Raw genomic sequence first — 16205 nt, forward strand, 5'->3', positions numbered from 1 at the left:
CATGATGGCCGGCCACCCGAAGGCCGACGTGCACGTGCCACAGCTCGGCCTCCGGCTGGCCGGCCTGCTCGGAGACGCGGTCATGGCGCCGCTCAGCGAAGCGCTTTCTCCGCAACAGGGGAGCGCCACCACCGACCCGCGGCCGCGTGAGCTGCGACGACAAAAACCAGAACAAAAAGTCGCCGATCCCGTACGGCGTCCTGTCTGACCAGCGGAGGAGCCGTGAGGTGGGAGAGAGTCCGGCCGGAGGATCCGGCCGTTCTCCCGTTAGGCGGCGTCGAGGGCCTGGGTGATCTGGCGGATCATCTCCGCCACGGTGGGGCCGGGCTCGCCCTTGTGGGCGCGGGCGGCCGCTTCGGCGGCGACGAGGACGGCGCTGCGGAATTTGTCGGCCTCCGCCGGGTCCTGCTTGGTGAGCAGGATCATGGATGCCGTCAGGGCCGGCAGCACGTGGTCGGCGATCGCCGCCACGGACTTGCCGTCCAGGCTCGTCACCTTGGACTTCTCGGCGAGTACGTGTCCGAGTGGGCCGGTCGCGGAGGTCAGGGCGATAGAGCCGGCGGTGGCGGCCTTGTGCGGCGAGCCGGCTGCGTCCGCGGCGGCGAGTAACGTGACGGCGCCGTATGCGGCGGTACGTAGGGTGAGCTTGTCCTGGTCGGTGAGGGCGAGGGACATGGTGGTGTGCTCCTTGTTTACCGGAGGGGATGGGGAATGCGCCCGGGCTGGTGTCAGTTGTCGATTGCCTGGTAGAGCGCGGTCCAGAAGTCATGGAAGACGTGTGCTGAGTTCGGCGCGGACGTGCCGACCTGGGTGAGCAGGATGCCCACGACGTCGTTGTGCGGGTCGGCGTAGGTGGAGGCGCCGCTGCCGCCGTCCCAGCCGAACTGGCCGATCGGGGCGTAGTCGCCTCGGTAGGTGCGTACCGCCATCCCGAAACCCCAGCCGCCGTGCTGGCCCTGGCCGAACGAGATGTGGACGTTGTCCCGGGCCAGCGCGGTTCGCGCGGCGTTCTGCTCGGGGGTCAGCCGGTTGGTGGTCATCAACTCGACCGCGGGCCGGGACAGGATCCGCTCGCCGCCGTGCGTGCCGCGGTTGAGCAGCATCCGGAAGTAGGCGTGGTAGTCGTCGACGGTGGAGACCAGGCCGCCGCCGCCTCCCGGGAACGCCGGCGGTTGGCTCCACCGTCCCCCGGCCGGCTCGTCCCACACGTGGAATTCGCCGGTCTGCGGGTCGGGGGCGTACAGCGGGGGAAGCCGGTCGATCTTGTCGGCGGATACGTGGAAGCCGGTGTCTTTCATGCCCAGCGGGTCGAAGATGCGTTCCCGGAGGAAGGTCTCGAACGGCTGGCCGGTCACCCTGGCGACGAGCACGCCGAGCAGGTCGCTGCTGATCTGGTACTGCCACCGCTCGCCGGGCTGGTGCATCAGCGGCAGCTCGCCCAGACGACGCATCCACTCGTCCGGCTCTGGCATCGGCTCGGGCAGGTTCGGCGTCAGCCCTCGCTCGAACAGCGCGCTCATGATGGGCGTACCCAGCACAGTCAGGTCCATGCCGAGCCCGAAGGTGGAGGTCAGCACGTCCCGCACGGTGATGGGCCGCCGCGCGGGCACCGTGTCGCTCAGCGGCCCGTCGATCCGGGTCAGCACTCGCCGATCGGCCAGTTCCGGCAACCACGGCTCGACCAGGTCGTCCAGCCGCAGTCGGCACTCGTCGAGCAGGACCATCGCCGCCGCGACCGAGACCGGTTTGGAGGTCGACGCCATCCGGAACATCGTGTCTCGGCGCATCGGCGGCCCACCGCCATGGGCCATCGTCCCCATCGCCTCGACGTACGTCTCATCACCCCGGCTGAGCAGAGTGACCAGCCCGGGAATCCTTCCGGACTCGACATGCCGCCCCAGGACGTCACGCAGGGTGGACAGCCCCGACTTGGAAAGGCCGCCATTGCTGGATTGCATCTCATCTCCTTGCATACAGTGTTCGTTGGGTGAGATCTGCCCTCGCCGCTCATGGCTTCCCTGAGCGGCGCCTCGGGGCGGGTCGCGGCTTTTCACGGCGTCGCCGGTGATCTGCGATGACAATTCATGACAAACCTCTCGTCAGCCGCGCGCGTTGGCTCCGCGTACGGCGTAGGTCGGAATTACGGAAGGGTGAGTTCGTAGAGGCGAGTTCGCCGGAGGGGGCGGAAGCCGAGGTACTCGCGTTCGGCGAGCATGGCGAGGTCGTTCTCGGCGGTGTCGGTTTCGATTTCGTTGACCTCTGGGTGGATCTCACGCAGTCGCTGGATCAGGGCGGCGTTGACCCAGCGGCCCAACGGCCGTCCGCGATGCTCGGCGAACACGGCCGGTCCGTACTGGCGGGCGCGCCGCGGGGACGGGGCGCCGACGACCGCCACGACGTATGCGGCCAGGTCACCGTCCGTCTCCGCAGCGGTCAGCACGGCGCTGCCGGGACGGCTCGGGTCGCGGAGCAACTCCCCGGCCCGGGGTGCGCCGACCGGGTCGCCCGTCCAGTGGACCAGGCGGTAGCCGGGGTGCTCGACGTCGACCAGCTCTCCCAGCCAGGCACCGTGAACATCGCCGTAGGTCAGTAGGTCATGGCGGCTGGACCGGATGCGCCGGAAGCCGTTCCGCAGGCTGAAGGCCTCCCCCGGCGAGCCCGTGATCACGTCGATGACCAGGCTGGGCACGACGGCCTGTTCCCGGACGGCGGCCAGGAGCCGGGAACCGATCCCGCGACGCCGCCACGCGGGCTCCACGTACAGGGAAAGGTCGGCGGCGCCAGGCCTCGGCGCCGGGGCCCCGGGCAGCAGGAAGCCACGCCTGAACAGGATGATCGGCCGCATGGTGGCCACCCCGGCCACGGAGCCGCGCCGCGCCAGAGCCTGCCATCGCGAGACCCCGGTGTGGCCCGACACCGCGACGATGTCGATCAAGGCTTCGCTCATGGCACTCACGATCCACCGGGCTGCCCGAATGGATCAATGCGAAAGATCGAACCGCGGGATTAGCCACCGGTTATCGTTCGACGCCGTGCACGCCCGCACGGGGGTCCATCCGTAAACTTCTCCACTGCGCGGCCGAGTCACGGGATTCGGACGAGCCGCGACCGGAGGGAGACACGGCCTGGTGGAGCTGCGCGACATCGAGATCTTCCTGACGCTGGCCCAGGAGCTCCATTTCGGGCGTACGGCCGAACGGCTCCGGGTGTCCCAGGCGCGGGTCAGTCAGTCGATCAAGCAGCAGGAGCGCCGGATCGGTGGCGCCCTGTTCGAACGGACCAGCCGCAACGTGCGGCTCACCCCGCTCGGCGCGCGGCTACGCGACCGGCTCGAGGCAGGCTATGGCGAGATCATGGCAGGCATCGATGAGGCCGCCGCCACCGCGCGCGGACATAGCGGCACCCTGGCCATCGGCACCTACGACATCCACCACCAGAAAATTACGGCCGTCCTCGATCTGTTCCGGCAGCGGTATCCGCAATGTGAGCTGCGCATGCGTGAGGTACCTCCGGCCGACCCGTTCGGCGGGCTGCGCGACGGGCGGATAGACGTCGCGGTGCTCTGGCTACCCGTCCGCGAGCCGGACCTCGCCGTCGGACCCGAGCTGTACACCGAGCCGCTGGTGCTGGCCGTCGCCCCCGGCCATCCACTGGCCGGCCGGGACCAGGTCGCGATGGAGGATCTCGGCGATCATCCAGTGCCGTGGCTGGAAGGGCCCATTCCGGACTACATGTGGGAGATGCACACCCCGTCGGTGACACCGTCCGGGCGGCCCATCCAGCGCGGAGTCTCCGTAGCCACCCTCGAGGAGGGCCTCACAGCCATCGCCACCGGCGCCTTCATCTCCCCCGTCGGGTCGTATTCGGCCGCCACCCGGCTGCGCCATGACATCACCTTCCTGCCGATCACCGACGGACCGATCCTGCGATACGCGCCCGTATGGCGCACCGCCAATGGAACTCCGCTGGTTCGCGCCTTCATCCAGGTCGCCGAGGGTCAGACCGTCCGCGAGAGTCTCGGCGCACTAGACGACTGGTCTACTTGAGCGCTAGGTTGGGTGCGTGCCGAGCACTACACGCACTACGGATACCCGTCAGGTCATGATTGACAGCGCTCAGCGGATCATGGCGCGCAAGGGGTACTCGGCTGTGGGTATCAACGAGGTGCTTGCGGATGCGGGGGTGCCGAAGGGGTCGTTCTATCACTACTTCGCTTCGAAGGATGCCTTCGGGGAGGCCTTGCTGCGGAGCTACTTCGAGGACTATCTGGCGGAGATGGACGGCATTCTCGGCAGTTCCGGGCAGTCGGCCGGCGAGCGGCTGATGGCCTACTGGGAGCAGTGGCGTCAGACGCAGAGCCTCGAGGAGTGCCAGGGCAAGTGCCTGGCGGTGAAGCTCGGCGCCGAGGTGTCGGACCTGTCCGAGGCGATGCGCCTAGCCCTGAAGGAGGGGACGGACGCCGTCGTCGACCGCATCGAGCGGACGATCGCCGGCGGGCTGGAGGATGGGTCTCTCTCGATCGACGGGGAGCCCCGTGCGGTCGCGCAGGCCCTGTATGACATGTGGCTCGGCGCCAGCGTGATGGCCAAGATTCATCGCAGCCTGGGGCCGCTCGACACCGTCACCGCAATGACTCGCGGGATTCTGCACCTGTAAGCGGGCCCGCATTCCATGGCCGATCCCGGTTGTGGAGGCACCTTCCGTCTACTAGTAGACTGGTCTACTGAGTTAGGAGTACGTCATGAAGGTACTGATCGTTCTCACCTCGCACGACGAGCTGGGGAACACCGGCCTCAAGACCGGGTTCTGGCTGGAGGAGCTGGCGGCGCCGTACTACCGCTTCAAGGAGGCCGGGTGGGAGATCACCCTCGCCTCGCCGAAGGGTGGGCAGCCGCCGCTGGACCCCAAGAGCAACGAGCCCGGTTTCCAGACCGACGACACCCGGCGCTTCGAGGCCGACGCGGAAGCGACCGAGGCGCTGGCGCACACGGTACGCCTCGACTCGGTCTCGGCCGGCGACTTCGACACGGTCTTCTACCCGGGCGGGCACGGACCGCTGTGGGACCTCGCCGAGGATGCGGTCTCCGCGCGGCTGATCGAGACCACGCTGCGCTCGGGCAAGCCGGTGGGACTGGTGTGCCACGCGCCCGGCGCCTTGCGGCACACCGTGAACGAGGACGGCACGCCGCTGGTCGCGGGCCGCAGGGTCACCGGATTCGCCAACTCCGAGGAGGCGGCCGTCCAGTTGACCGACGTCGTCCCGTTCCTGGTCGAGGACGAGCTCACCAAGCTCGGCGGTCGCTACTCCAAGACCGATGACTGGCAGCCGTACGTCCTCCAGGACGGTCTGCTGATCACGGGGCAGAACCCCGCCTCCTCGGCCCCCGCGGCCGACGCCCTGATCGAGCTGGTCACCAAGGCCGCCTGAGCAACGCGACCCGCACTGGCGGTCAGTTACACCCTCGAAGGCGTCGGCTACATCATCGCCGGGACGTTCCTCGTCGCCTCGATCACCCCGTCCGCCCCCGGCCCGGCCCACGGCACGGTCAGAGTTCGTCGAAGACGAGCCAGGTGCGGCTGGACCGGATGCCGGGGACGGCCTGGACCTGGGCCAGGACCACGTCGCGGAGGGCGGCGTTGTCGGGGGTGCGGACCAGCATCAGGATGTCGACGTCGCCGCCGACCATGGCGATGTGCTGGACGTACGGGACCGCACGCAGCCGGCCCGCGACCGCCTCCCACGTGTTCTGCTCGATGGTCAGCAACACGTACGCCGTCGTGCCCAGGCCGGCCTTCGCCGGGTCGAGGCGGGCGGTGAAGCCGGTGATCACGCCGTCGGCGGTCAGTCTCTCCAGGCGGGCGTACGCGTTGGTGCGGGAGACGCGGACCCGCTCGGCCAGCGTGCGCACCGACAGGCGGCCGTCGGCGGTCAGCTCGCGCAGGATCGCCCGGTCGACGTCGTCGAGGGGCGGCGCCGTTCGTCCCACGGGGCGCTGCGGGAGCGGCCGAATGTTCGACAAATGGTCCACCGCAAGCTCCCTCACAGGTCAGCCGTCCCGAATCCAGCCAGGCTGTTGAGCCATTCGACCGCGCTCGGCGAGCATCTGTCCAACGGATGGTGCGGAAGGGGCGGGCGATGACTCAGCGGCGGCAAGACTCCGGACCCGATGCGCTGCTGCCCTCGCGAGAGCCGGTCCGGTTCCTCACCGAGGCCGGGACGGCGGTTCGGGCGCGGCCGGCCTACCCCGTGCCGGATCTGGACCTGCTCCGGCTCGCGTACGGGAAAATGGTGGTCGGCCGGCGTTTCGACGAGCAGGCCACGGCGCTGACCAAGCAGGGCCGGCTCGCGGTCTACCCGTCCAGCCACGGGCAGGAGGCCTGCCAGGTGGGCGCCGTGCTCGCGGTCGAGGACGACGACTGGCTGTTCCCGACCTACCGCGAGTCGGTGGCGCTGGTGACCCGCGGCATCGACCCGGTCGAGGTGCTCTCGCTGCTGCGCGGGGACAGCCACTGCGGCTACGACCCACGCCGGCACCACGTCGCGCCGCAGTGCACGCCGCTGGCGACCCAGACGCTGCACGCGACCGGGCTCGCCTACGCGCGGCGGCGGCAGGGCACCGACCGGGTCACGCTCGCCTTCACCGGTGACGGCGCGACCAGCGAGGGCGACTTCCACGAGGCGCTCAACTTCGCGGCCGTGTTCCGCGCGCCGGTGGTGTTCCTGGTGCAGAACAACGGCTACGCGATCTCGGTGCCGCTGAGCCGGCAGACCGCGGCGCCGTCGCTGGCGTACAAGGGCATCGGGTACGGCGTACCCGCCGAGCAGGTCGACGGGAACGACCCGGTGGCCGTGCTCGCGGTGCTGTCGGCCGCCGTCCGGCACGCCCGGTCGGGGGCCGGGCCGTTCCTGGTGGAGGCGCACACCTACCGGATGCAGGCGCACACGAACGCCGACGACGCCACCCGCTACCGCGCCGAGGGCGAGGTCGAGCTGTGGCGCAAGCGGGATCCGATCGCCCGGCTCGAGGCGTACCTGCGCAAGCGGGGTGCCCTCACCGACGGGGACGTGGCCGCGGTCGCCGCCGAGGCCGAGCAGTTCGCGACGGCACTGCGGGCCCGGATGAACACCGACCCGAGCCTGGACCCCACCGACCTTTTCGCCCACGTCTACGGCGAGCCGACTCCGCAACTGCGGGAGCAGCGCGCCGGCCTCGAGACCGAACTCGCCGCGGAGGTGCGCTGATGGCGCCGACCACGATGGCGCAGGCGCTCAACGCGGCGCTGCGCGACGCCATGCACGACGACGACTCGGTGGTGGTGTTCGGCGAGGACGTCGGCGCGCTCGGCGGCGTCTTCCGGATCACCGACGGTCTGACCCACAAGTTCGGCGACGAGCGCTGCTTCGACACCCCGCTGGCCGAGTCGGGCATCGTCGGGTTCGCGGTGGGGATGGCGATCGGCGGGTTCCGGCCGGTGGTCGAGATGCAGTTCGACGCGTTCGCCTACCCGGCCTTCGAGCAGATCGCCTCGCACGTGGCCAAGCTGCGCAACCGGACCCGGGGGCGGCTCGGCCTGCCGATGGTCATCCGGATTCCGTACGCGGGCGGGATCGGCGGCGTGGAGCACCACTGCGACTCGAGCGAGGCCTACTACGCGCACACGCCCGGGCTGAAGGTGGTCACCCCGTCGACCGTGGCCGACGCGTACTCGCTGCTGCGCGAGGCCGTCGAGGATCCCGACCCGGTGGTGTTCCTCGAGCCGAAGAAGCTCTACTGGACGAAGTCCGAAGTGGACCTGCCGGCGCGGGCCGAGCCGTTCGGGCGGGCCGTGGTGCGCCGCCCGGGACGGGACGTGACGCTGGTGGCGTACGGGCCGTCGGTGCCGGTGGCGCTGGAGGCCGCGGACGCCGCCGCCGGGGAGGGCTGGGACGTCGAGGTGGTCGACCTGCGCACGATCGTGCCGTTCGACGACGCCACGGTGGCCGATTCGGTGCGCCGCACCGGGCGGTGCGTGGTGGTGCAGGAGGCCGCCGGTTTCGCGGGCGTGGGCGCCGAGGTCGCCGCCCGGGTGCAGGAGCGCTGCTTCCACAGCCTGCACGCGCCGGTGCTGCGGGTGTCGGGCTTCGACGTGCCGTACCCGCCGCCGATGCTCGAACACCACCACCTGCCGGGGGTGGACCGGATCCTGGACACGCTCGACCGCCTGCAGCGCGACGACGAGCCCGACACTCGATTCGCCGGGGGTGCGGCATGAGCCGGGAGGTGTTCCGGCTGCCCGATCTCGGTGAGGGGCTCACCGAGGCGGAGGTCGTCGAGTGGCGGGTGGCGGCCGGCGACACGGTGGCCGTGGACCAGGTCGTCGTCGAGGTGGAGACCGCGAAGGCGGCCGTCGAGGTGCCGATCCCGTTCGCGGGCACGGTCGTCGAACTGTGCGCGCCGGCCGGTTCGGTGGTCGCGGTCGGGGCGCCGTTGATCGCGGTGGACGGCGGCGGGTCGGGCAACGTCCTGATCGGCTACGGCACGAGTGGCGCGCACGCCGGCACGACGCGCCGGCGCAGGGCCGCAAAACCACAAGAAACGACCGAAGCCGCCGTACGCGTCATCTCTCCGGTCGTGCGACGCCTGGCCAGGACGCACGGCATCGACCTCGCCACGCTCACCCCGAGCGGCAGCGGCGGCATCATCGTGCGGCGCGACGTCGAGGCGGCGATCTCCGCGGTCCCCCAGTTGGAGAGCGCCGGCCTGCGCATCCCCCTCCGAGGGGTGCGCCGGGCGATGGCCGAGAAGCTGTCCCGCAGCCGCGCCGAGATCCCCGAGGCGACCACCTGGGTCGACGCCGACGCCACCGCGCTGCTGGCGATGCGCGCCGCGGTGAACCGCACCGCCGCCGACCCGATCAGCCTGATGGCCTTCCTGGCCCGCATCTGCGTCGCCGCCCTGCGCCGCTTTCCCGAGCTCCATTCCTTCGTGGACACCGAGCGGGCGGAGATCGTCCAGTTCTCGCACGTCCACCTGGGCTTCGCCGCGCAGACCCCGCGGGGCCTGGTCGTGCCGGTGGTACGGGACGCGCACGAGCGCACCCTGGCCGAGCTCGCCGCGGCCCTGCGCGAGCACACCGAGGCGGCCCGGGCCGGGACCCTCGAGCCGCGGCATCTCACCGGCGGCACGTTCACCCTCAACAACTACGGGGTGTTCGGCGTCGACGGCGGCGCGCCGATCATCAACCACCCGGAGGCGGCGTTGCTCGGCGTCGGCCGGATCGTGCCGCGGCCGTGGGTGGTCGACGGCGAGCTGGCCGTACGCAGTGTCACGCAGCTCTCGTTCACCTTCGACCACCGGGTCTGCGACGGCGGCACGGCCGGGGGCTTCCTCCGCTTCGTGGCCGATTGCGTGGAGGACCCGTACCGGATGATGTTGTTCTAGGGCTGTTGCGCCGCCATCCAGGCCGCCGATCAGCGGCCGCGGGCGTTGCGGATGGTGACCGCCGCGTTGAGGTTGTGCCAGCGGGCGAACTGCTCGAGGTCGGACGGGTTCACCCGCTCCTGGCGGAGCCGCTGCAGCAACTCGTCGTGTTCATCGACGGCGCTGGCCAGCCGTTTCGCCGGGTAGAGCGAGACCAGCACGCGGGACGCGTCGATCCGGTCCCAGACCTGGTCCAAGGCGTCGACGAGGTACGTGTTGGCGGCGCGCGAATAGATGAGCCGGTGGAAACGGCGGTGCAGCGCCATGACCGCCTCGTTGTCGATGCCGCCGGTCAGCTGGCGACGCAGCGCCGCGTTGATCTGCTCGGCCTCGGCGAGGATCTCCGGCGTCAGCATCGGCTGGGCCTGGCGCACCGCATACCCGTCGAGCAGCGCGAGCATCTCGACGAGTTCCTCCCAGGCGTCGTCGGTGAGGGTGGCCACGCGGGCGCCGACATTGCGCTCGAAGGTGACCAGCCCCTCGGCCTCGAGCCGGCGGATGGCCTCCCGGATCGGGACGGGGCTGACCTCCAGATCGCGGGCGAGGCCGGAGAGCACCAGCCGGTAGCCCGGCCCGTACCGCCCTTCGAGGATGCGTTGCCGCAGCGTGCGATACGCGGCCTCGTGCTTGGAGAGGTCACCCGCCGGCACGCGTGGTGGGGCCATGCGACGACTCCTCTGGACGGGCTCGAAGACATCGTATACGATCCGATCGTATACGATCCAGGCCGTGCCGCGGGGGTGCGTGGCCTGGATCGTGTCCGATCCGGCGCCGCCGTCACGGCCGGACGTATAGCCTTTTTGGTGTGGTTGCACCGGTTTGCGTCGTCGTGCCGGCGTACAGGGCGGAGCGCTTCATCCGCAGCACGGTGGAGAGCGTGCTCGCCCAGACCTTCGGCGACTTCGAGCTGGTGGTTCTGGAGAACGGCGTCACCGACGACACCGCCGCGATCATCGGCGGCCTGGCCGACCCGCGGATCCGGCTGGAGCGCAACGAGACCGTCCTGCCGATGACCAAGAACTGGAACCGGGCCGTCGAGCTGAGCCGCTCGCCGCTGGTCAAGCTGCTGTGCGCGGACGACGTGATCTACCCACGCTGCCTGGAGACCCAGGTCGCGGCGATGCGGGTCCGGCGGTCGGCGGCGCTGGTGGCCTGCCGCCGCGACCTGATCGACGTCGACGGCGCCACGGTCAGCGCCGCCGGCTGCCTGCGCGGGCTGCTCGGCCGGCACACCCGCGAGCAGGTGGCCCGGGCGATCGTCCGGCACGGCGGCAACCCGATCGGCGAGCCCGGCTCGGTGCTGTTCCGGCGCGAGGCGTTCGACGCGGCCGGCGGCTTCTCCGCCGACCAGCCGCTGCTGATGGACCTGGATATGTGGGTACGCCTGCTGGACCACGGCGACCTCATCGGACAGGTCGACAGCCTCGCCGCGTTCCGCCTGCACGACACGTCGACCACCAGCCGGGTCGCGATCGAGCAGAAGGCCGCCCAGGCCACCCTGATCCGCGACGTGGTGGCCCGGAACCCGGTCCCGATCGCCGACCGGGTGATCGGCGTCGCGGCGGGCCACCTGGGCCGGCTCTGGTGGAACCATTTGCAGGCCAAGGCCGGCACCTGACCGCGGCGGCCATCGCCCCGTCGTCCCGGTCGTCGAAGGCCGCAGTCCCGGCCCGGAACAGCGGATCGTCCTTCTCGGCGTCGGCCGTCGAGACGACGAACAGGTCGTATTCCAAACCTAATTTCGTACGCACCTGGCCGCCCTCGCCCTTGGCCACGTCCACGTAGACAGTCGAGCTGAAACCGTGCGCGGCGGCCGGTGCGGCGCCGAACAACAAGGCGCCGAGAAGGGCGGCGAGCAGAACCGCGGAGCGGATCGGGCGACACATGCGACAGCACGCTGCACGGCACGGGTGAACATCAGTCGGACCACGGGCCACCTCGGGCAGCAGTTCCTGGTGGTGGGCGCGGAGGTCGCCGAGCCGACCGCGAACCTCACCGCCGCCGACTGGTCCGGCGCGTCGTTCCGCGGCGAGGGGCTCGGGGCCTCGTCCACGTACGACCCGGGCACGTTCACCGCCGAGCGGTGCGGTGCCGCCATCCGCGCCGGGGTGGCGGCCGTGCTGCACAACCTGACCGGCATCGTGCTCTGGCTCGACACGGTCTAATCCAGCGCATCCGCGCGGCCGGTCAGGTATCGCCGCTCGGGGAGGCTGGCGGTGCGCCGGGCGGCCTCGCGGTAGTCGGCGGCGGCGCCGGCCCGGTCGCCGGCCAGCTGGCGAAGGTGCGCCCGGGTCGCCAGGAGCCGGTGGTGGCGGGCCATCCGGCCGTCCGCCTTCAGGACGGCGACCAGGGCAAGGCCGGCCTCGGGACCGTGCACCATCGCAGTGGCCACGGCCCGGTTCAGCGTCGTCATCGGGTTCGGCGCGACGCTCTCCAGCACCTCGTACAGGCCGAGGATCTGCGGCCAGTCGGTCTCGTCCATGGTGGACGCCTCGTCGTGCACGGCCGCGATCGCCGCCTGCAGCTGGTAGGGGCCGACGTCGCCGCGGGGCAGCGCCGCGGAGACCAGGGCGATGCCCTCGGCGATCAGGGACGGCGTCCAGCGGGCGCGGTCCTGCTCGGCCAGCGGCACCAGTGCCCCGTCCGGCCCGGTGCGGGCCGGGCGTCGCGCCTCGGTGAGCAGCATCAGGGCCAGCAGGCCAGAGGTCTCGGCGTCCTCGGGCACCAGCCGGCACAGCAGGCGGGCCAGCCGGATCGCCTCGCCGGACAGGCTCGGGCCGGTCAGCTGCTCGCCCGAGGAGGCGGTGTAGCCCTCGTTGAAGATCAGGTAGAGGACGTGCTGGACCGCGCGCAGCCGCTCACCGGCCTCGCCGGGTGGCAGGCCGAACCCGAGGCCGCCGGCCTTGATGGTCGCCTTCGCCCGGCTGATCCGCTGCGCCATGGTGGCCTCGGGCACCAGGAAGGCCGCCGCGATCTGCGCCGTGGTCAGGCCGCCCACGGCCCGCAGCGTGAGCGCGATCTGGCTGGGCACCGACAGCGCCGGGTGGCAGCACAGGAACAGCATCTCGAGCGAATCGTCGCGGTCCGCGTCGGCGCCGCCGTCGGCCGGGCCGGCCAGCAGCTCGGACTGCGGCGTCGCGGCGAAGACCGCCTCCTCGCGCAGCCGGCGCGAGTCCTCCTGGCGTAGCTGGTCGATCAGCACCCGCGAGGCGACCGTCACCAGCCAGCCGCGCGGGTTGTCCGGAATCCCGTCGGCCGGCCAGCGGCGGGCGGCCCGCAGCAGCGCCTCCTGGGTGGCGTCCTCGCACGCGTCGAACCGGCCGTAGCGGCGGGTGAGCGCGCCGAGGACCTGCGGCGCCAGCTCGCGCAGCAGGTCCTCGATCGGTGGCGTGCTCACATGTCGGGCGCGAACTCGTGCAGGACCGGCCAGACCTCGGTCGGGTTGATGTCCGCCCACGGCATCTCGGCGGCGAGCTCGTACGCCCGCTCCTCGCTCTCGACGTCGATGAAGCAGAACGAGGCCATGTACTCCTTGGTCTCCAGGTACGGTCCGTCGCTGACCACCGGGGCGCCGTCCTTGCGGGTGACCTGCTTCGCGGCGACGGCGTCGGCCAGCCCGTACGCGGCGAGCAGCTCGCCGGTCGCGGCGTACTTCCTGTTGTAGGCGTCCTGCTTGGCGATCTCGCTCGGCCAGTCCTCGGGCTTGATGGACGACCACTTCTCCTGGTTGCCGTAGATCATCAGAAGGTATTTCACCGTGGGTTCCTCTCGGTCGACGTGCTCTCACGAGAGAGACGAAGCCGCCACCGGCCCGCTCGACATGGCGATGTCGAGGACCCCGGGCCGGCTTCGTCGTCCCGTACGGAAGACACGATCCGAGTATCCGGGAGGAACCTCATGTCCACTGCGATCGCGGCCCCGCCGCTGCTGGCGCGCCGCCCCGTCTGGCTGGTCAACTACCTCGCCGCGCTGGCCGCCGGCGTGGTCGTCGAGGTGTGGGGGCTGATCTGGCGCGCCGCCGGCGTGCCGATGCGGGCCGCCGGCCTGGGCTCGGAGCACGCGACGGCGATCACCGTCGGGATGTTCGCGATGGGGACGATGGTCGTGACGTTCTGGTTCACCTTCGTGCTCGTGCTGATCGCCCGGTTCGCCCGCGACCCGCGGCGGGTCTACCTGCGTACGACGCTGCCGCTGCTCGTGCTCTCGCTCGCGGCGCCGATCCTGGCGGCGGACACCGCGACCGCCACCAAGATTGTGCTCGCCGCCGCCCACCTGATCGCCGGCGCGATCATCATCCCGGTCGTCGCCCGGCGGCTCCGGGTCCCCCGTTAGAGCGGCGTACGGGCGATCGCCGACGGTGCCCGCCCGCCGAGCAGCCCGCCGCCCAGGGCCGCGACCAGCGGCAGCCCGATGACCAGGCCGACCAGGTTCGCCAGCGGAACCTGGCCGAGCCAGTGCAGTTGGTGGAGGTGCCAGGCGATCTGGGCCGCGTAGGCGCCCGCGACGCCGAGCAGCGCGCCGAGGCCGCCGAGCGCCGCCGCCGTCGCGGCGGCCAGGATCCGGCGGGTGCCGCCGCCGGCGCCGTTCGCGGTGAGCGTCCGCAGATCGCCGGCACCCTCGCCGCGGATCAGGCCCACCGTCATGGCCAGGACACCGAGCGCCACCGCCACCCCGATCCCGGTCGCGATCGCCCGTACCCGAGCCATGTCGGCCAGCACCGGGCGGGTCTCCACGCTCAGGCCGGCGGCGATCGCGGTGGTGGTCGCCTTGTCCACCTGGTCGGGGGTCAGCGCGGCCGGCGCCTGCACCAGCCACCCGACGGCCGTCCGGGTGAGCCCGAGACTCCGCATCCCGCGGTCGGTCAGCAGCACGATCGGCTCGGAGGTGTATACCGGCAGCGTGACCCGCTGGATGACCGGCTGCCACTTGTGCGGCCGCTCGGCGCCGGTCAGCAAGTCGTAGCGGGACAGGTCGGTCCGCGCGGTGAGCACGTCGGCCGAGGGGTCGACGCTGGCCGGGTCGATGCCGTACCGCTGGAGCAGGGCCGGCGTGGCGACCAGCAGCGGAATCATCGTGTCCCCGCGGTAACTCGTGTGGCCAGCGCTCGGCTCCGGGATGCCCAGCACCGCGACCGGCCTGCCGTTGACCCCGCTCGCACCGCCCATCGGCTGGGCCTTCGGGTCGAGCGCCCCGACCAGCGGCAGCGTCCAGCTCGCGGGCAGCCCGTCGGCGACCGACTGGACGCCGGCCTGGGTGTTCCGCAGGTCCTCGGCCGACAGGGTGGGCACCGGCCCGGAGATCCGCTCCGGCGAGAGCCAGACGATGAGCTGGTCGGGCGGCAGATTGCCGCCGATGGGCGGTGCCTCGCCGGCGGCCTGGGCCGCGCCGGCGCCGATCACCACAGCCGCCGCGATACCGGTGCCCAGCGAGATCGCGGCGAGCGCGGCGCCCGAGCGGGCCCGATAACGGGCCAGGTCGCGCAGCGCGAGCCGGGGCCCGACCGGGCAGATCCGGGCCGCCGCCGCGAGCGCCGCCACCCCGAGCGGGGCGAGCAGCAACATGCCGACCGCGGTGGCGAGGATGCCGGTGATGATCAGCAGCGGGCGGGTATGTTTCGAGGCGACCAGCAGGGCCAGGCCGGCGGCGGTCAGCACCACGCCCGCCAGGGCGAAGCGGTGCGCCGGCCGGGGTCGCGGCGGCCGGTCGGAGAGCGCCGTCACGATCGGCACCCGGGCCACGCCGCGGGCCGGCCACCAGGCGGCCAGCACCGCGGTGAGGAACGCCAGCAGCAGGGCGATCGCCACCTCGGGCCAGGGCACGTCGAACCGGTCGATACGGTGCTCGACCAGGCGCTCGAGCCGGGTGGCGCCGGCGAACCAGACCAGGAGGCCGAGCACACCGCCGACCGTCGCGGCGACCATCCCGACCAGGGCACCGTTGGCCTGGGTGACCAGGCGCAAGTGGCGCTGCCGGGCGCCGACCGCGCCGAGCATGCCGAGCGCGCGCTGGCGGTGCTGCGCGAGCACGGTGAAGCCGGCCGCGGCGAGCAGACCCACGAAGAGCAGGCCGACGGTAGCCAGGATCAGCACGGCCTGGGCGCCGGCCGAGGCGTCGCCGGCGTCGCGGAAGTCGACGGCCGAGCCGTCCGGGCGGTGTACCGCCTCGAATTGGGCGCGGGTGGCCTTGACCAGGATCTCGACCCGGTCGGCCGAGCCCGGCGAGCCCGGCTGGACCAGGGCGAACGTGTCAAGCAGATCGAGCGGGTTCTCCACCAGGCCGACCACGGTCCAGGAGTGGCCGGCCGGTTGCCAGACGCTGCCGATGCGCAGGCCGAGCAGGCGGGCGACGCGTGGAGTCAGCGCCACCTCACCCGGGCTCGACGGGTAACGGCCATCGGTCAGCCGCAACTTGGGCTTTCCCAGTGGGCCGTCCGGCGCTTGCCCCCGTACGTCAAGCGCCGTTGCCAACCCCCGGACCGTGACCTTCCGATGCTCGATGATCTCGGCAGTGGGATAGGACGCCCGCAGGGCGTCGAGGTTCGGAGTGGAACCCGGCAGGCCGACCCGGTAGTCGGCGTTGCCGAAGATCGCGGCCGGCGACGCGGGCGCGTTCGCCGCCACGCCCAGGCCGAACACGGTCGCCGTCACCGCCAGCGTGAGCAGAGCGAGCACCAGCGCTTGCTGCCGCCACTCGCGCCGGAACATCCGCCACGCCCAGCGCACGACCGCGCGCCGGGCCGCCATG

General features: G+C 71.7%; 18 protein-coding genes. 10 read left to right on the top strand and 8 right to left on the bottom strand.

All coding sequences use genetic code 11. The features are described from left to right. Window position 1 precedes the first annotated feature (1 nt). Window positions 2-208, top strand: coding sequence for a hypothetical protein (locus tag IH26_RS59725; RefSeq protein ID WP_157437161.1), 207 nt, complete (start codon window positions 2-4; stop codon window positions 206-208). Between the two features lie 59 nt (window positions 209-267). Here IH26_RS59725 and IH26_RS0112470 read toward each other — a convergent pair whose 3' ends face one another. From IH26_RS0112470 to IH26_RS0112480, 3 genes are all read right to left on the bottom strand, one after another. Beyond that, the gene (locus IH26_RS0112470; protein ID WP_030436324.1) at window positions 268-675 is read right to left on the bottom strand and encodes a hypothetical protein; all 408 of its coding nucleotides are present in this window, start codon (window positions 673-675) and stop codon (window positions 268-270) included. Window positions 676-728: 53 nt separating this feature from the next. Further along, window positions 729-1958, bottom strand: coding sequence for a serine hydrolase domain-containing protein (locus tag IH26_RS0112475; protein WP_030436325.1), 1230 nt, complete (start codon window positions 1956-1958; stop codon window positions 729-731). 182 nt (window positions 1959-2140) lie between these two features. Next, window positions 2141-2947, bottom strand: a complete 807-nt coding sequence (locus IH26_RS0112480; RefSeq protein WP_051808001.1) for a GNAT family N-acetyltransferase — start codon at window positions 2945-2947, stop codon at window positions 2141-2143. A gap of 181 nt (window positions 2948-3128) precedes the next feature. Between IH26_RS0112480 and IH26_RS0112485 the strand changes: the two genes are divergently transcribed. From IH26_RS0112485 to IH26_RS0112495, 3 genes are all read left to right on the top strand, one after another. Continuing rightward, a complete protein-coding gene (locus tag IH26_RS0112485; RefSeq protein ID WP_034214779.1) occupies window positions 3129-4046 on the top strand; it encodes a LysR family transcriptional regulator in 918 nt (305 codons plus the stop codon). Window positions 4047-4101: 55 nt separating this feature from the next. Then, window positions 4102-4656, top strand: coding sequence for a TetR/AcrR family transcriptional regulator (locus tag IH26_RS0112490; RefSeq protein ID WP_034214782.1), 555 nt, complete (start codon window positions 4102-4104; stop codon window positions 4654-4656). An 85-nt stretch (window positions 4657-4741) separates the two neighbouring features. Next, window positions 4742-5428, top strand: a complete 687-nt coding sequence (locus IH26_RS0112495) for a type 1 glutamine amidotransferase domain-containing protein (protein ID WP_030436329.1) — start codon at window positions 4742-4744, stop codon at window positions 5426-5428. A 118-nt stretch (window positions 5429-5546) separates the two neighbouring features. On the opposite strand, the gene IH26_RS0112500 is transcribed toward IH26_RS0112495, so the two are convergent. Then, window positions 5547-5987, bottom strand: a complete 441-nt coding sequence (locus tag IH26_RS0112500; RefSeq protein WP_245665127.1) for an Lrp/AsnC family transcriptional regulator — start codon at window positions 5985-5987, stop codon at window positions 5547-5549. 128 nt (window positions 5988-6115) lie between these two features. Between IH26_RS0112500 and pdhA the strand changes: the two genes are divergently transcribed. The 3 genes from pdhA to IH26_RS0112515 are packed head-to-tail and all read left to right on the top strand — an operon-like array spanning window position 6116 to window position 9422. Continuing rightward, the gene (pdhA, locus tag IH26_RS0112505; protein WP_030436331.1) at window positions 6116-7243 is read left to right on the top strand and encodes a pyruvate dehydrogenase (acetyl-transferring) E1 component subunit alpha; all 1128 of its coding nucleotides are present in this window, start codon (window positions 6116-6118) and stop codon (window positions 7241-7243) included. Continuing rightward, complete coding sequence (locus tag IH26_RS0112510; protein WP_030436332.1) at window positions 7243-8253, top strand: alpha-ketoacid dehydrogenase subunit beta; 1011 nt, start codon at window positions 7243-7245, stop codon at window positions 8251-8253. The genes pdhA and IH26_RS0112510 overlap by 1 nt, the downstream gene beginning before the upstream one ends. After that, window positions 8250-9422, top strand: coding sequence for a dihydrolipoamide acetyltransferase family protein (locus IH26_RS0112515; protein ID WP_030436333.1), 1173 nt, complete (start codon window positions 8250-8252; stop codon window positions 9420-9422). Before IH26_RS0112510 ends, IH26_RS0112515 begins: the two co-directional genes overlap by 4 nt. Before the next feature lie 29 nt (window positions 9423-9451). Here the strand turns inward: IH26_RS0112515 and IH26_RS0112520 are convergent, their stop codons facing one another. After that, a complete protein-coding gene (locus tag IH26_RS0112520; protein WP_030436334.1) occupies window positions 9452-10126 on the bottom strand; it encodes a GntR family transcriptional regulator in 675 nt (224 codons plus the stop codon). A 140-nt stretch (window positions 10127-10266) separates the two neighbouring features. Between IH26_RS0112520 and IH26_RS0112525 the strand changes: the two genes are divergently transcribed. Continuing rightward, a complete protein-coding gene (locus tag IH26_RS0112525; protein WP_169789745.1) occupies window positions 10267-11079 on the top strand; it encodes a glycosyltransferase in 813 nt (270 codons plus the stop codon). A 292-nt stretch (window positions 11080-11371) separates the two neighbouring features. Continuing rightward, complete coding sequence (locus tag IH26_RS0112530) at window positions 11372-11626, top strand: hypothetical protein (RefSeq protein ID WP_030436336.1); 255 nt, start codon at window positions 11372-11374, stop codon at window positions 11624-11626. On the opposite strand, the gene IH26_RS0112535 is transcribed toward IH26_RS0112530, so the two are convergent. Both IH26_RS0112535 and IH26_RS0112540 read right to left on the bottom strand, forming a co-directional pair. Continuing rightward, complete coding sequence (locus IH26_RS0112535; protein WP_030436337.1) at window positions 11623-12858, bottom strand: RNA polymerase sigma factor; 1236 nt, start codon at window positions 12856-12858, stop codon at window positions 11623-11625. The genes IH26_RS0112530 and IH26_RS0112535 overlap by 4 nt on opposite strands. Further along, window positions 12855-13217: a YciI family protein gene (locus IH26_RS0112540; protein ID WP_030436338.1), complete on the bottom strand. Its 363-nt coding sequence runs from the start codon at window positions 13215-13217 to the stop codon at window positions 12855-12857. The genes IH26_RS0112535 and IH26_RS0112540 overlap by 4 nt, the downstream gene beginning before the upstream one ends. A 141-nt stretch (window positions 13218-13358) precedes the next feature. Here IH26_RS0112540 and IH26_RS0112545 point away from each other — a divergent pair, with 141 nt between their 5' ends. Continuing rightward, on the top strand, window positions 13359-13793 hold the full coding sequence (locus tag IH26_RS0112545; protein WP_030436339.1) for a DUF6069 family protein: 435 nt from the start codon (window positions 13359-13361) through the stop codon (window positions 13791-13793). Here IH26_RS0112545 and IH26_RS0112550 read toward each other — a convergent pair. Next, window positions 13790-16204, bottom strand: coding sequence for an FtsX-like permease family protein (locus IH26_RS0112550; RefSeq protein ID WP_034214787.1), 2415 nt, complete (start codon window positions 16202-16204; stop codon window positions 13790-13792). The genes IH26_RS0112545 and IH26_RS0112550 overlap by 4 nt on opposite strands. Window position 16205 lies beyond the last annotated feature (1 nt).

The organism is Actinoplanes subtropicus (genome assembly GCF_000721705.1).
GTDB classification, from domain to species: domain Bacteria; phylum Actinomycetota; class Actinomycetes; order Mycobacteriales; family Micromonosporaceae; genus Actinoplanes; species Actinoplanes subtropicus.